The following is a 16,205-nucleotide window of genomic DNA, read 5'->3' on the forward strand; positions in this document are numbered from 1 at the left end:
TCGCAGCGGGCAAAGTAAAGCATCCCGAACCGGCAAAGTCAAAAATCCGTCACCCAAAACTTCGCCATCTATTCCAGCTGCCTCCTCAATCAATCCCTATGCTTGTCCGATCACACGGCAAAACTTGACATCACTCCCACCGCGCCTTAGAAAACAGATTCCCTTTGTTTTCATGGAGTGGCCCCGCCTTTGTTGAACGACCTTCCTTTGAGCGTATTGTTCAGCGCCTTGGGGGTTCTGATCCTGCTTTCGGCCTTCTTCTCCGGTTCGGAAACCGCCCTGATGGCCCTCAACCGCTACCGCCTGCAGCATCTGGCCAAGCAGAAGCACCCCAGCGCCCTGCGCGCTCAGAAACTGCTGCAACGTCCCGACCGCCTGATCGGGCTGATCCTGCTGGGCAACAATTTCGTCAACATTCTCGCCTCCTCTCTGACCACGGTGATCGCCCTGCGGCTCTACGGTGAGGCCGGCATCGCCATCGCTGCCGGAATTTTGACCCTGGTGATCCTGATCTTCGCCGAGGTGGCCCCCAAGACCCTGGCCGCCACCCACCCGGAAAAGGTGGCCTTCACTGCGGTCTGGATCCTGCTGCCGCTGCTGCGGCTGCTGTATCCCCTGGTGTGGCTGGTCAATCTGATCACCAACCTCTTTCTACGCCTGCTGGGGATCCGCCTGAAGCAATCCCCGGCCAACGTGCTGTCGGCGGAGGAGCTGCGTACCGTGGTCGCCGAGGCCGGCGCCCGTCTGCCGGAGCGGTATCACAACATGCTCCTGACCATCCTGGATCTGGAAAGCGCCACGGTGGAGGACGTGATGATACCGCGCCAGGAGATCTGCGGCATCGACCTCGACGACCCCATCGAAACCATCATCGAACAGATCAAAAACAGCCGCCATACCCGCCTGCCGGTTTTCAAAAAGAGCATCGACAACGTCGTCGGCCTGCTTCATCTCCGCAAACTGCTGCCGAAGATCCCGGCCGACGCCTTCGACAAGGAAACCTTGCGCCAGAACCTGGACGAGATCCATTTCGTGCCGGAAAACACGCCCCTGCACCAGCTGCTGGTGGATTTCAAGAAGCACCATCAGCGCTTCGCCCTGGTGGTGGACGAATACGGCGACGTCATCGGCCTGGTGACCTTGACCGACATCATCCAGGAACTGGTGGGCGAGCTGACCGAGGACGCGAGTCTGGTGCAGCAGCAGAAAGACGGCAGCTACATCGTCGATGCCGGCATCTCGATCCGGGAACTCAACCGCATCACCGGCTGGGAGCTGCCCACCACCGGCCCCAAGACCCTCAACGGTCTGATCATGGAACACCTGGAAACCATCCCCAGCCCCGGCACCAGCCTGCGTCTGAACGGATTCAAGGTCGAAATCCTGGAGATGGAAGGCAACGTGGTCGGCAAAGTGCGAATCTACCCGCAGAAATGAGCGGATAGCGGCCCGCATCGCCGGCATGGTCTATACTTTTCGAAAAAAAGCCAACACCTGCCAGTTAAGGGGCACGCATGGCGAAGCTGACCGTCAGTTTCCACGGCAATCCGCTCGAGATCCATCATTGCCACGAAGGCGTCCTGACCATCGGCCGGGATCCCGACAACACTATCCGCATCGACAGCCCGGCGGTGGCCGGCAAACAGATCATCATCGACCTGGAACACCCCTCCGGTCCGCAGCTGTTCTGCGAAGCGGGCACCCAGCCGGTCAAGGTCAACGGCCATGTCGTCGATCAACATTCCCTCCGTGACGGCGACCACATCCAGCTAGGGGAACACACGCTGCTGTTCCACGACGACGGCCCGGCGGACACCCATGCTCCGAAGCCGCCTCCGGAGGCCACCCTGCAGTTTCTCAACGGCAAGAACATCGGCCGCATCGTCCCCCTGAAACGCGCCCTCACCCGTCTCGGCAAGGCCGGCGACAGCATCGCCGTGGTCGCCCGCCGCAAACAGGGCTTCTATCTCTCCTGCCTGGAGCAGGGCGAGGCCATCTGTCTCAACGGCGAGCCGCTGGGAGACCGGACCGTCGCCTTGAGGCCGGGCGATGTCATCGAGATCAACGGCAACCGGCTGCTGTTCGATGTCATCTGAAGACAAACGGCGTTATCACCGTATCCTGTTCCAGGCCCCCGCCCGCTTCCACGACGAGGGACGGGATTTTCCCTGTACCATCGTCGATCTTTCCCTGCAGGGCTGTCTGCTGCAGGCCGACGCCGCCCTCCCCCAACGCGGGCGCCTGGAAATCCAGCTGGCGCCCGGCCACCGCATCACTCTGCACCTGCGCCGGGTTCACCACCAGGGCGGGCGGACCGGTTTCGCCTGTGACCATATCAGCCTGGAGGATCTGAGCGCGTTGCGCCGCCTGGTGGAACTGAATCTCGGCGACAGCGCGCTGCTGGAACGCGACTTCAAGGCGCTTTGTCCGGCACCCGGGTAAGCACGTCGTCCCGGCGGCTCGCCTGCAACCGCCGCTTTTCCACCGCCACCGCCCGGATACGCGCCTGACGTAGCTCGATTCCCAGCGCCTCCCCCTTGAGCCCCTTGGCCACCAGCTCACCGGCCCTGACCGCCAGCGCCGCCCGCCGCAGCGCCCGCCACCAGTCGGCCTGGGGATAGGGTTTGTCCTCCCAGCCCTTGCGGCCGCGCACGTCTGCCTCGCAGGCCTTGAGAAACGGTTCGAAATCCCGATCCTCGTGCAGGACATCGAGCTGATAGAGCACCTCGACGATAGTGGCGGGCTTGAGCTCGAAGACCCGGTGGCACAGACCGTGATACTGCATGACCTTGCGGGCGAGACGGTGGTAGGCACGCGGCGCCTTCAGGCGTTGACACAACTGCGCCAGCGGCTCGAGGCCGCGCTGTTCGTGGCCGCGATGACTGGGCCACATCTCCGGCGGGGTCAGACCCTTGCCCAGATCATGGGTCAGGGCGGCGAAACGGGTGACAGTGTCGGGCGTCAGCCGCGCCGCGGCGGTCAAAGCCATCAGGGTATGGATGCCGGTGTCGATCTCCGGATGCCACTGCACTGGCTGGGGCACCCCGAAAAGCCGCTCGATCTCGGGAAACAGGCGGGCGTTGGCGCCGCACTCGCGCAGCACCTCGAAAAACCGCGCCGGCGTCCTTTCCGCCAGCGCCTTGACCAGCTCCTGCCAGACCCGCTCCGGGGTCAGGGCATCCACCTCGCCGGCGGCCACCATCTGCCGCATCAGCGCCATGGTTTCCGGCGCCACCCGGAATCCCAGATGGGCCAGCTTGGCGGCAAAGCGCGCCACCCGCAGCACCCGCAAAGGGTCTTCCACGAACGCCTCGGACACGTGGCGCAGCACGCGGTTCTTCAGATCCCGAAGCCCCCCGTAAGGATCGATGAGACGGCCGTCCGGCGTCATCGCCATGGCGTTGATGGTCAGGTCCCGACGCTTTAGATCCTCCTCCAGGGTCACTTCCGGCGAGGCGTGGACCACAAAGCCACGATGGCCTGGAGCCACCTTGCGCTCGGTCCGGGCCAGGGCGTACTCCTCGTGGGTCTCGGGGTGGAGGAAGACGGGAAAATCCCTCCCGACCCGCTTGAAGCCACGCCTTTCCATACTTTCCGGAGTTTCGCCGACGACCACCCAGTCGCGTTCCTTTACCGGCATCCCCAGCAGCTTGTCGCGCACCGCCCCCCCGACCAGATAGACTTCCATTTGTCGCATCCCTTTGCAGCCGACCTCACATCCAGATATTCTAAACCGCCTTGCAGCAGCCGACGCCGCCCATCCATGCAACCCGTCTACGAAGCCGGCGACATTCTCGAAGCCCACATCGTCAAGGGATTCCTGGAACAATGGGGCATCGAGGTCCACATCAGCGGCTATTATCTCCAGGGCGGCATCGGTGAATTGCCGGTCAGCGGCCTGGTGCGCCTGTGGGTTGCCGACGAAGCGGTGGCACGCGCCCGGCAAGCGCTGGCGGCCTATCACGACACCTGAAATGCGATGGTGGATCCTGGTTCTGGCCGTCTGGTCCGGCCTTGCCAACGCGGCAGCACGCCCACGCCTGCACATCGCCATCGAAGGTGAAGCGGTGCCCGAACTGCAGGCGAACATCCGCGCCCATCTGTCAGTAGCGCAGCTACCCTGTTCCACACCGCTCGCCCGACTGCAAAGCCTGCGGCGTCGTACCGAACGCGAAGTAAATGCCGCAGCCCGCGCGCTGGGCTACTATCACGCCCGAATCACAATGTTGCGATTCTTTCGTAATGAGGGATGCTGGCAGCTGAAACTTGGCATCATACCCGGTCCCAGAACCCGATTCGGCCCTATTCACATTGAACTCATCGGGGAAGCCGCCAACGACCCGGCATTCGACCAGCTACGTCGCTTTCCTCCCATCCATCCCGGCCAACCGTTGGATCACGCAGACTATGAAAAACTGAAACTGGCATTCAGGATGCTGGCGCTAAAACGGGGTTATTTCGATGCCCGCTTCATCGTTCACGAACTGAAGGTCGATCCTGCCAAAAATCTGGCGACAGTCCACCTGTGCTTTGATTCCGGCCCCAGGTATCACATCGGGCCGATCAAAATCGAACAGGATTTTTTGGCGCCGAACTTCATCCGTCGCTACTTGACGATCAAGCCTGAACAACCTTATGAGTCGCAAGCAATCGCGGAGCTCCATAAAACTTTACGCCAATTGGATCTTTTCGAGGAGATTAAAATATACACAGAACCTGTATCCGAGCCCACACCCCAAGTACCGATCAACATCGTCTTGACTCCCAGGAAACGCCATCGATACAACTTTGGCATCGGGTACAACACCAATACCGGGCCCTGGGTAAAATTCGGTTATGAAAACCGTCGCCTCAACCGTTATGGACACCGCTTCGGCGCTCATCTCAAGCTCTCGTTCATAGATCCATCAGCGGCTCTCAGCTATTTCATCCCGTTGGGGAACACGCCCAATGAGAATCTACGCCTCAATGCCGGTTACCGAAACGAGCGACTCAGCACTTATACTTCCCACCAAGGCACCTTAAACGCCATATACAATCATCCCCGTGGTCACTGGCAGGAAAGCCTGAGCCTGGGAATAGAATTCGAACATTCGGATTTCAAAGACGGCAAGCCTTTCTCGACCCTGCTATTGACACCTGCGGGGCACTGGGTCGGACGCAAGCTCCAACAGGACGGTCACATCGTCACCCATGGACACCGGCTCGATCTTGGTCTAAGTGGAGGCATGAACTTATATGAAAGAAGCGGTTATCTCAAATCCGATCTGTGGGGTAAATACATTTTCTCGCTACCCTGGTCAGCCCGCCTTCTCCATCGCTGGCAAATAGGAGCCATTTATGCGCCGAACTTCGAGCATGTTCCTGCCAGCGTACGCTTCTATGCCGGGGGCAACGATTCTCTGCGCGGTTACCGTTATCGCAGTCTAGGCCCGAAAGACGAACAAGACAAAACTGTTGGCGGCCGTTTTCTTGGCCTTTTGAGCCTGGAATACGAACAGCGAGTCTATAAGCAGTGGGGCGTTGCCGTTTTCTTCGACGCTGGCAACGCTTTCGATCGACTGACAGACATTGAAACACTGAGCCGCTTCGGGACCGGTATCGGCATCCGCTGGTTCTCACCCGTGGGTGTCGTCCGGCTTGATTTCGCCACCCCGGTCATTCGTGACACCCCCCAGTTGCGCTTTCACTTTAGCGTCGGTCCAGAACTGTGAAACGGGTTCTTTTTTCCATTCCTGTATTTTTGATTATAACCCTGCTCACTTTGCCAATGACCGAGACTGGCACCCGACTGCTGTTCCTGGTGTTGCAACGCATTCACCCGTCCCTGAAGGTACACGACGTACGTGGCACCTTGACAGGGAAACTACGACTTGAAGGCGTACGTTACATCACCGAGGATTTTCATTTTGAATCCAAAATTTTGGCGCTTGTCTGGCATCCCCGTGCTCTGATACAAGGGCGGCTTCACATCGTCACAGTAGCGATGAATCGGGTAACGCTAACACTCCCACCCAACAGGAGGTCCAACCCACCCTCAGCTGTTGAGGAGCTGCCCCAGGTCAGTCTACCCCTCCGTGCCACTCTGGAACACTTTACGATCTCCGACCTGCGCATTCGTCAGGGAAACGACAAACCGTTGACGATAAAGCGCTTCACCCTAAGCGCCAGTTTCGATGGCCCTCACCTCACTCTTGCCCGCAGCAATCTCGACCTGAGAGACTTTCATCTTGCCGCCCATGGAAAAATAACCTTAGAAGCGCACTATCCCCTGCTTGTCCAATTCAAGTGGCGCCATTGCCTTGACACGTGCGACTGGCAGGGAGAGGGCCACCTAGACGGCGACCTGACTCGGCTGGTATTACGGCACCAACTCACTACTCCATTCCGAGTCGATACCAGAGGCATTTTGACCCACCTACTGACTCCAGCACCTGGTTTCGATATCGCAACACGCTGGCAAGCATTTTCCTGGCCTCTGGACAAAAAAATTTGGCACACCCATGATGGGCAGATCCATCTTGTCGGAACCCATGCCGCCTACCAGCTACGACTGACAACGCGATTAGAAGGTCCCAGCCTGCCACCGGCCACCGTGATACTGAACGGGAACGGCAGCACCCAATCCCTCCAGATCACTCGATTGAACATACGGGGAGATATCGGTGATCTATCACTTCAAGGCAAGATTTCCTGGCAACCCCTATTGGCCTGGCACCTTACCATTCAGGGGCAGCATATCAATCCTGCAACGTGGCAGCCGGAATGGCCTGGCGAATTGACTACGGCAATAGAAACCTCGGGTCAAGCACCACTACCGCTTGCCTGGCAACGGCTTGAAGCCACGATTGATGTCAACCAGCTCAAGGGACGTCTGCGTGGCCAATCCTTGGAAGCGACCGGACGTCTGCAGATTCGGGGACACATCATACGTACCGACGACTTCCAATTTGGATGGGGACAGAACCGGATCGAAGTGTACGGCAGCAGCACTGCCAAACAGCTGAATCTAAGCTTTCGTCTCCACCTGCACCAACCACAACTTTTCACCAGTGGGCTTCAGGGGCATCTGGATGGCATTGGGCGTATAACCGGGATTTCAGACAATCCGGAAATTGCCCTGCATTTGCGCAGCCGCGGCCTGGCATGGCAACAAGAAAACATGCACCTTTCAATACATTCCCTGAAATTGCACGCCAAACTGCGCCCGGACGATCCTGACTCCTATTTTCAGCTGACACTGGATAGGGTACGTATGGATCGATTGGAATTGCATCGTTTAATCGTAACCGGTCAAGGTTCGCTGACACAACATCACGCAAGCCTCCAGGCCATTGACGATCAGGCCAGAAAGGCTCTCGTCACTGTCCATGGCGGCTATCGCGACGGTGTCGCGCAATGGGAAGGAAAAATACAAAAACTGCCCTTGGCGATGGGGCAACCGTTTTTGCCCTCCACCTTCAAACTAGGAGGATCATTTGAGGCGGAGTTTTTTTATCAACAACGTGGCGAACAGCGCAGCGCGTGGCTTCAATGGCACATTCCCCGGGCCACCCTTACCCCCCAGGCCGAAAGCCACACACCCTTACGCTTGTACTTGCATGACGGTCATGGCCATATACAGGTCGACCAGACGATCCTGCAAGCGGACCTGCTCCTTCCCTTTCCACAACGAGGGCAAATCCAAGCCAAATTGCGTACCGACCTCGACAACCGTATCCTGGCAGGAACGACGGAATTCCATATTACCGACCTGAAAGAGATACAAATTTTCATACCCCAACTGGAGACAGTTCAAGGTCGTGTGGAGGGCCATCTTCAAGTGGCCGGTAACTACGACCACCCTCAGATCAAGATCGATTTGCATTTGACCGATGGCAGCGCCAAGGTGCCGGCAGCCGGACTCGCACTCGACCAAATTGAACTTCATCTCAACAGCGATTCGGACAAAAGCTTAATAATCAACGGACTTGCCCATTCCGATCCTGGCATACTGCGAATCAATGGTCACCTAACACTAGAGGATGTCCCCCTCTTGACCTTGGTACTGACAGGCAAACGCTTCACTATCTCCAACCTGCCTGAGGCTCAGATACAAATTTCTCCCTCACTCGAAATCAAGGCTCGAGAGCGACACATCAACGTCCAAGGCAAAGTTGAACTGCCTTACGCCCGCTTGGAAATAAAAAAAGCACTACTGCCCGAACAAAACCCAGACCTGGTAACAGTTTCAGAAGACGAGATCATCATCGGCCAAGAACCCAGAAAAAAATCACTGCCATTCTTCCTGGATGCCAAGATACAAGTTCGGCTTGGCGATGTGGTTTTTAAGGGTTATGGCGTCAAAACCAAGCTGGCTGGCGAATTTCGCTTGAGACAGCATAATCTCGTTACCCACGCGGAAGGTGAAATCCAGATGGTAAAAGGAAAATTCGAAGCCTATGGCCAAAAACTGCAAATATCACGGGGCCGTTTGATTTTTAACGGCCCGGTTCAAAACCCTATGATTGACCTGCATATCGTCAGACAAATCAAAAACAAAGACATTACAGTAGCGATGGAAATTTCCGGTTTCGCCGACGATCCCAAGCTCATGCTGCACAGCACCCCTCCGTTGCCGGATCAGGAAATCCTATCTTACCTGCTCACCGGCCGAAGCACATGGGGTGAAGGACAAGAGCCAAATACGGAAGCAGCACTCACCAAGGCGGTTGCATCGCTTGGCATCAGCTACCTCAATCGTCTTGGATTGGTCAAAATTGCCCGGATTACCATGGAAGAAAATTCTCTGATTCTTGGGAAATATTTAGTTCCAGACCTTTATGTCGGTTATGCCGTCGATATTTTTACCGGCCTGGGAGAGGCAATCATCCGTTATCGGCTTTATCGTAATCTGGAATTAGAAGCCCGTTCAGGTCGTGGCCAAGAAAGCTTATCAATCGATTACAGTCTTGAAACCGACTGATCTGCTAATTTCCGGGCCAGGGATGTTCTGAGTGAGAGGATGACAGGATTCCGAGCCAGAAAGATGATTCTTGACAAACACCGGACCGGTCTTGAACCCACCCTATTACCCACATCTCCTGCAACTCATAGAAATCAATGTCTTATCCGTTTTTTCTGCGGGAACTTGATCTCGGCCGTCTGGATGGCAGTCACGGCCTCCACGTAGGCGCTCAGTTTGGTCATGCCCTGCCACAAGGCTTTGGGGCCGGGCGGGGGATCGTTCTTGCGTCCCAGCCAGCCGCCAAAGCCAGCTACGAGACGGACGATCGTGCCCAAATCCGGCGGCTTCGAGGGTGGTGGGGTGCGATGGTGGATGGCCCAGGCGGTCTGCCATTCTTCGACAGAAAACACCACTTCACAACACCACTCGGGATGTTCCCGCCCGAGCGTCATCAGCATCAGGATGCGCCAGGCGACGATCAGATACAGCACCAGGGCCCGTTCCAGGCGTTCCCGGGTGCGAAGTTGCAAGGCTTCGATGCGGCAGCCGCTTTTGAGAATACGGAAGTAGACTTCGATCCACCAGCGTTTGCGGTACCATTCGATGCGCGCTCTGGCCTGTTCCAGGGTGGTGATTGGCTCATTGGTGATCAGACACCATTCGACCGCTTCCCGTCCTTCGGGGGGCGCCTCTTCCCAGGCCAGGATGACGGTGACTTTTGGACCTGGGCCGTTTCGGGTTTTCAGTTCGAGCCGGGCGACTCGGAGCGTCTGTGTGACCTGCCGGGCCGGGCGGTTGCCGCTGGCCGGAAGGTCGAAGGCGATCGTCCCCAGCACCGGCTGGGCTTCGACCGCGGCCCGCAGTTTGCCATCCAGGGGGTCGTTGAGCTTGCGGTCGTGTCGTACCCGGATCAGGTAATCGGCGGCAAAGCCCAGTTGTTCGGCCCGGTCGATCAGGGCCCGAAGGTCGCCTTCCCGGTCGGCGACATACACCAGCCGGGTCTCAGGCGCCAGGGCGGCCAGCTCGGCCACCCGCTCATAGCCTTCCACCCAACGCAGGCTCTCGGCCAGGTCCGGCTCCCCCTTGGGAAGACGCGCCCAGTGCCAGCAGTCGGTCACCCCCAGGGCCACCCCCGCCTCACTGATCACCAACGTCGGATGCAGGTACAACCCCTGGCGTTTCTCATAGTTCAACCGTCCCAACCCAGCCATTGACGGCCGCCCGGAATAATCCAGCTCGGTGGTATCCTGCAGGCACAGCACCCGCGACTGCTGCCGGATCCGTTCCAGGGTGGGCACGCTGTGGGCCCGCAACACCTCCCGAAAATCCAGCCTGGGATTGTCCAGCAACCGGTAGGCTGCCTTGGTCTCCGCCCAACCGCCCCCGCAAACGCTGGGAATGCTCGCCATCGGGTCGCTTGCCATCGCTTCTATCACCTGACACAGCCGCCGGTTCAGGCGGGCATCGCCCAGCGCCAGGTAAAAAATTCTTGTTCAGCCCAGCTCATGTCAACGCTTATCCAGAAAAATCAACATCTTACTACAGGGGTGGGAGATGTGGGTAATAGGGTGGTCTTGAACCGTTCAAGCAACCCGGTCAGATTCTCCTCCAAATTGGTTTCGCATGCTTTCGTTGTCACACTGTCCGTCCCATCTGTGCGGGTATGCCACCTCCACCACCCTTCCCTCATACACCAACTTCGATCATAGCGCCTTCGCCAGGCTTGGCCTGGCGCAACGAACGGGCACATCCGCTGTCTTGTCTTTTCCAGCCCGCTCCAGTACTATTTCCTATTTTCATCTTAGGGTCGAATCGCCATGATCCAAGGCAGCATCGTCGCACTGGTCACGCCCATGAATCCCGACGGCAGTCTCGACGAGGTCAGCTTGCGGGAGCTGGTGGAATGGCATGTTGCCGAAGGCACCGACGCCATCGTCGCCGTCGGCACCACAGGCGAGTCGGCCACCCTCGATGCCGCCGAGCACTGCCGGGTGATCCGCTGGACCGTGGAGCAGGCCAAAGGCCGGATCCCTGTCATCGCCGGCACCGGCTCCAACTGCACCCGTGAGGCCATCGAACTGACCCGCGAAGCCAGGGAAGCCGGCGCCGACGCCTGCCTGCTGGTAACGCCCTACTACAACAAACCGACCCAGGAAGGTCTTTACCGCCACTATCGGGCCATCGCCGAGGCGGTGGCCATTCCCCAGATTCTCTACAACGTGCCCGGCCGCACCGCCTGCGACCTGCTGCCGGAAACGGTCGCCCGCCTGGCGAAAGTTCCCAACATCGTCGGCATCAAGGAAGCCTCCGCCGACACCCCCACACGGGCGCGGCAAATCCGCACCCTGTGCCCGGATTTTCCCATCTATTCCGGGGACGACGCCACCGCCCGGCAGGTCTGCCTCGAAGGCGGGGCCGGGGTGATCTCGGTGACCGCCAACGTCGCCCCCCGTAAGATGCACGAAATGATCGCCGCCGCCTGCGCCGGGGACGCAGCTGCCGCTGAACGCCTCGACGCACCGCTGGCCGGTCTGCACCGCAGCCTGTTCATCGAATCCAACCCTATCCCGGTCAAATGGGCGCTGCACGAAATGGGAAAGATTCCGGCCGGCATCCGCCTGCCTCTGACCTGGCTCTCCGCCTCCTGTCACGACGAGGTACGTCAGGCCCTGTGCCAGGCAGACGCGCTCTGAGGCCATGACGCGCCTTTTCCTTGTCCTGCTGATCCCCCTCGCTTTTGGTAGCTGCAGCTGGCTGGTCTCGGACAAGGAAAAGGAATTGCTGGCGGTTCGCCCCCTGCCCCCTCTCAAATTACCGCCAGCCTCCCGCGCCGTTCCCACCCTGGAAGCCGTCAAACCGCCGCCCGCGGTTCCGAAACCGCCTCGGGCCGATGCCGCAGCCACACTCGACACGCTTTACCTGGATCTGCAGCAACCTTTCGCCGACGCCTGGATCCACATCCTCCAGGCACTCGACCAGCTGCAGCTGGAAATCATCGGCCGCGACCCGGAGCGGGGCGTGCTTCGCATCATCGAAAGCGCGGCCGAGACTGAACTGGCACAGGACCGGGGTCTATGGGAGGACCTGCTGTACTTCTTCGGCAAAGGCGCAAAATTGCGGGAACGGGAATATCAGTTGGTTCTGCAGCCGGCTGATGGCCATACCCGCTTGTTCCTTCTCGATGCCGACGGCCATCCGCTGCAGGACGAACGCGCCCGCCGACTGCTGAAGCGCCTGCAACGAACCCTGGCCACGATAGAAATAGAAACAACATGATCGTACTGGAACTGCCGGGCGCCGCCGCCCTCTCCCCTTTTCGCCGCGACAAGCTGCTGCAGACCCTGCAGGCACGGATCCCGTCCATCCGCCACCTTGCCGCCCGCTACGTGCACTACCTCGAATGCCAGCGGGAACTGCTTCCCGAAGAACGCAGCCGCCTGGAGCGGCTGCTGAGTCCCCAACCTGCCGCCGAGGCAGGTTTCGACGGGCGGCATTTCTGGGTGCTTCCCCGCCCCGGGACCATTTCCCCCTGGTCGAGCAAGGCGACCGACATCCTACACACCTGCGGCCTGACGGTGGTGACCCGCGTCGAACGCGGCGTGGAATACTGCATCGACGCCGACCAGCCGCTGACCAAACCCCAACTCCAGCCCCTCTACGACCGTATGACCGAAGTGCTGCTGGCCGAAGGCGAGGAAGCGGAAATCTTTTCCCACCGCCCGCCGGCGCCCCTGGTCGCCATTCCCCTGCTAGCCGAAGGCCGCAGCGCGCTGGATCGCGCAAACCGGGAGATGGGGCTGGCGTTGTCCGCCGATGAAATCGATTATCTGCTGGAGCGCTTCACCGAGCTTGGCCGCGATCCCACCGACGCCGAACTGATGATGTTCGCTCAGGCCAATTCGGAACATTGCCGCCACAAGATCTTCAATGCCTCCTGGACCATCGACGGCCGGCCGCAGGATAAATCCCTGTTCCAGATGATCCGCAACACGACGGAAAAAAGCCCAGCCGGCATCCTCTCCGCCTACAAAGACAACGCCGCGGTCATCGAAGGGGCGGTCACGCCAGTCTTCCTGCGCGATCCCGAGGGCCATTACCGCTATCGTGAGGAAGCGGCCCACATCCTGATGAAGGTGGAAACCCACAACCATCCCACCGCCATTTCTCCGGACCCAGGCGCAGCCACGGGCGCCGGTGGGGAGATCCGCGACGAAGGGGCCACCGGCCGCGGCGGCTATCCAAAAGCAGGGCTGACCGGTTTTTCCGTCTCCCATCTGCGCATCCCCGGCTGGCATCAGCCCTGGGAAGAAAACGACCCCGGCAAACCCGGCCGCATCGTCTCCGCGCTCGAGATCATGATCGAAGGTCCCATCGGAGCGGCCCGCTTCAACAACGAGTTCGGCCGCCCCAATCTGGCCGGTTACTTCCGCACCTTCGAACAGCAGGTGCCGGACAGCGATGGCCGGGAGTGGCGCGGTTATCACAAGCCCATCATGCTTGCCGGCGGGATGGGCAACATCCGCCAGGAACACATCGAAAAGCAGGAAATCCCTCCCGGAGCACTGATCATCGTTCTCGGGGGACCTGCGATGCTCATCGGTCTGGGGGGCGGTGCGGCTTCCTCCCAGTCCTCCGGGGAATCGGCCGAGGAGCTGGATTTCGCCTCGGTGCAGCGGGCCAACCCGGAGATGCAGCGCCGTTGCCAGGAGGTCATCGAACATTGCCGCGCCCTGGGGAAGGACAACCCGATCCTCTCGGTCCACGACGTCGGCGCCGGCGGCCTGTCCAACGCGGTCCCCGAAATCATCCACGACTGGGACCGGGGTGGTAAATTCGAGCTGCGCCAGATCCCCTGCGCCGATTCCAGCCTGTCGCCGATGCAGATCTGGTGCAACGAGTCCCAGGAACGCTACGTCTTCGCCATTCATCCCCAGTCTCTGGCACGTTTCGAACAGATCTGCGCGCGCGAACGTTGTCCCTTCGCGGTCATCGGCTGCGCCACGGGCAAGGAGATCCTGCGGGTCCACGACAAGCTGTTCGACAATTATCCGGTGGACATCCCCATGGACCTGCTGTTCGGCAAACCGCCGCAGATGCACCGTGATGTCCGCCACTTGCCGACCCGCGCCCGAACGCTCGACACCCCTCCACCTGACATCCGGGAAGCGGCCTACCGAGTGCTGCGCTTTCCCACCGTGGCCAGCAAAAGCTTTCTGATCACCATCGGCGACCGTTCCATCACCGGCCTGGTGGCCCGCGACCAGATGATCGGACCGTGGCAGGTGCCGGTGAGCGACGTGGCGGTCACCGCCGCCGGTTTCCGCACCTACCGGGGCGAGGCCATGGCCATGGGGGAACGCACCCCGGTGGCGGTGCTCGACGCCCCGGCCGCCGGTCGTCTCGCCATCGGCGAAGCGTTGACCAACATCGCCGCCGCCCTGATCGAGCGTCTGGGCGACGTCAAGCTCTCAGCCAACTGGATGGCCGCCTGTGGTCATCCGGGCGAAGACGCCGCTCTGTTCGACACCGTCAAGACCGTCGGCATGGCGCTGTGCCCGGAACTGGGCATCGCCATTCCGGTGGGCAAAGACTCACTGTCGATGAAGACCGTCTGGCGCGATGAGGGGGGGGAGAAGGTGATGACCGCACCGGTTTCCCTGATCGTCTCCGCTTTCGCGCCAGTCAGCGACGTGCGCCGTACCCTTACCCCCCAATTACGGCGTGATCCCGACACCCATCTGCTGCTGCTCGATCTGGGGGGCGGCAAGAACCGCCTCGGCGGTTCGGTGCTGGCCCAGGTTTACGACGCCTTGACGCTGGAAAACCATCCTGCGGCGGATCTTGACGATCCGGCCCGTCTGCGGGCCTTCTTCAGCGCCATCCAGGCGCTCAACCGCCAGGGCCTGCTGCTGGCCTACCACGACCGTTCCGATGGCGGACTGTTGGCCTGCCTGTGCGAAATGGCCTTCGCCGGCCGTTGCGGTCTCGACATCGACTTGACACCCCTGGGAGACGCCCCCCTGGCGATCCTCTTCAGCGAGGAACTGGGGGCAGTGATCCAGGTCCGCAGCATCCACCTCGACGCAGTCCTTGAAATCCTGACGTCCCACGGTCTGATTGATCACTGCCATCCATTGGGCACCCCGAACCTGGAAGGACGGATACGCTTTCGACATCAGGGCCAAACGCTGCTGGAAGAGAACCGCCGCGATCTCCACCAGGCCTGGACCGAGACCAGCTACCGGATGCAGGCGTTGCGCGACAATCCCCAATGCGCCCGCCAGGAATTCGAGAACCTTACCGATGACCAAGACCCCGGTCTTCACGTCAGGCTCAGTTTCGATCCGGCCGAGGACATCTGCGCCCCGTTCGTCCATACGCGCCGTCCCAAAGTGGCGATCCTGCGGGAACAGGGCGTAAACGGCCACGTCGAGATGGCGGCGGCTTTCGAGCGCGCTGGTTTCGAGGCCGTCGACGTCCACATGACCGATATTCTCGGCGGCCGCGGTCTGGACGCGTTTTCAGGGCTTGCCGCCTGCGGCGGTTTCTCCTACGGTGACGTTCTGGGTGCCGGTTCCGGCTGGGCCGCTTCCATTCTGTTCAACCCTCGGGCCCGTGACACCTTCCAGAACTTCTTCGCGCGAGAGGAAACCTTCAGCCTGGGTGTTTGCAACGGCTGCCAAATGCTGTCCCAGCTCAAGGAGCTCATTCCCGGCGCACAGCACTGGCCCCGCTTCCACCGCAATCTGTCGGAACAGTTCGAAGCCCGCCTGTCCCTCGTGGAAGTGCTTCCCTCGCCTTCCATCCTGCTGCAGGGAATGGCAGGCTCCATTCTCCCTGTGGCCGTCGCCCATGGAGAGGGGCGCGCGGTATTCGATCCGCAGGATCAGACCCAAGCCCCGGTATCGCTGCGTTATGTGGACCATTACGGCAACCCGACCGAAACCTATCCCTTCAATCCCAACGGTTCTCCAGGCGGCATCACCGGCCTGACCACCACGGATGGCCGTGTCACCATCATGATGCCCCACCCCGAGCGCTGCTTCCGTAGCATTCAGCATTCCTGGCATCCCGAGGACTGGGGAGAAGATGGGCCCTGGCTGCGCCTGTTCCGCAACGCCAGGAAGTGGCTCGGATAAGATCGATTCATTTTCTATCGAGCCGGTGTTTCTGCCGGCTTTTTTATACCCACTAAAAAAGCCCCCTCATCAGAGGGGGCTTTGAGTTGGGTATTGTTGTTATTGTTATGCGGTGACCG

General features: G+C 60.0%; 11 protein-coding genes. 9 read left to right on the plus strand and 2 right to left on the minus strand.

The annotated features are described in order from the left end of the window. Window positions 1-192 precede the first annotated feature (192 nt). The 3 genes from MIN45_RS02805 (at window position 193) to MIN45_RS02815 (ending at window position 2,442) form a co-directional block, all read left to right on the plus strand. Window positions 193-1,437 (plus strand): HlyC/CorC family transporter, encoded by a 1,245-nt coding sequence (locus tag MIN45_RS02805; protein ID WP_286293243.1) that lies wholly within the window; start codon window positions 193-195, stop codon window positions 1,435-1,437. Between the two features lie 77 nt (window positions 1,438-1,514). Beyond that, complete coding sequence (locus tag MIN45_RS02810; RefSeq protein WP_286293244.1) at window positions 1,515-2,096, plus strand: FHA domain-containing protein; 582 nt, start codon at window positions 1,515-1,517, stop codon at window positions 2,094-2,096. Beyond that, window positions 2,086-2,442, plus strand: a complete 357-nt coding sequence (locus MIN45_RS02815) for a PilZ domain-containing protein (protein ID WP_286293245.1) — start codon at window positions 2,086-2,088, stop codon at window positions 2,440-2,442. The genes MIN45_RS02810 and MIN45_RS02815 overlap by 11 nt, the downstream gene beginning before the upstream one ends. Here MIN45_RS02815 and MIN45_RS02820 read toward each other — a convergent pair. Continuing rightward, window positions 2,414-3,688 carry a multifunctional CCA addition/repair protein gene (locus MIN45_RS02820; RefSeq protein WP_286293246.1) on the minus strand — a complete coding sequence of 425 codons (1,275 nt, stop codon included), beginning with the start codon at window positions 3,686-3,688 and terminating at the stop codon, window positions 2,414-2,416. The two genes, MIN45_RS02815 and MIN45_RS02820, sit on opposite strands and share 29 nt — an antisense overlap. A gap of 75 nt (window positions 3,689-3,763) precedes the next feature. Between MIN45_RS02820 and MIN45_RS02825 the strand changes: the two genes are divergently transcribed. From MIN45_RS02825 to MIN45_RS02835, 3 genes are read left to right on the plus strand one after another with little or no spacing between them, the layout of a single operon-like run. Further along, complete coding sequence (locus MIN45_RS02825) at window positions 3,764-3,973, plus strand: putative signal transducing protein (RefSeq protein WP_286293247.1); 210 nt, start codon at window positions 3,764-3,766, stop codon at window positions 3,971-3,973. Between the two features lies 1 nt (window position 3,974). Beyond that, window positions 3,975-5,714, plus strand: a complete 1,740-nt coding sequence (locus MIN45_RS02830) for an autotransporter assembly complex protein TamA (protein ID WP_286293248.1) — start codon at window positions 3,975-3,977, stop codon at window positions 5,712-5,714. Continuing rightward, window positions 5,711-8,965: a translocation/assembly module TamB domain-containing protein gene (locus tag MIN45_RS02835; RefSeq protein ID WP_286293249.1), complete on the plus strand. Its 3,255-nt coding sequence runs from the start codon at window positions 5,711-5,713 to the stop codon at window positions 8,963-8,965. Before MIN45_RS02830 ends, MIN45_RS02835 begins: the two co-directional genes overlap by 4 nt. 134 nt (window positions 8,966-9,099) lie before the next feature. Here MIN45_RS02835 and MIN45_RS02840 read toward each other — a convergent pair whose 3' ends face one another. Beyond that, the gene (locus MIN45_RS02840; RefSeq protein ID WP_337250361.1) at window positions 9,100-10,434 is read right to left on the minus strand and encodes an IS4 family transposase; all 1,335 of its coding nucleotides are present in this window, start codon (window positions 10,432-10,434) and stop codon (window positions 9,100-9,102) included. Window positions 10,435-10,764: 330 nt separating this feature from the next. Here MIN45_RS02840 and dapA point away from each other — a divergent pair, with 330 nt between their 5' ends. Genes dapA through purL form a run of 3 tightly spaced genes read left to right on the plus strand, consistent with a single transcriptional unit; the run spans window position 10,765 to window position 16,086 of the window. Further along, entirely contained in the window at window positions 10,765-11,640 is an 876-nt protein-coding gene (gene dapA / locus MIN45_RS02845) for a 4-hydroxy-tetrahydrodipicolinate synthase (RefSeq protein ID WP_286293252.1), read from the plus strand. A 4-nt stretch (window positions 11,641-11,644) separates the two neighbouring features. Further along, on the plus strand, window positions 11,645-12,223 hold the full coding sequence (gene bamC / locus MIN45_RS02850; protein ID WP_286293254.1) for an outer membrane protein assembly factor BamC: 579 nt from the start codon (window positions 11,645-11,647) through the stop codon (window positions 12,221-12,223). Further along, entirely contained in the window at window positions 12,220-16,086 is a 3,867-nt protein-coding gene (gene purL, locus MIN45_RS02855; RefSeq protein WP_286293255.1) for a phosphoribosylformylglycinamidine synthase, read from the plus strand. Before bamC ends, purL begins: the two co-directional genes overlap by 4 nt. Window positions 16,087-16,205 lie beyond the last annotated feature (119 nt).

Source organism: Methylomarinovum tepidoasis, from assembly GCF_030294985.1.
Taxonomy (GTDB): Bacteria; Pseudomonadota; Gammaproteobacteria; order Methylococcales; family Methylothermaceae; genus Methylohalobius; species Methylohalobius tepidoasis.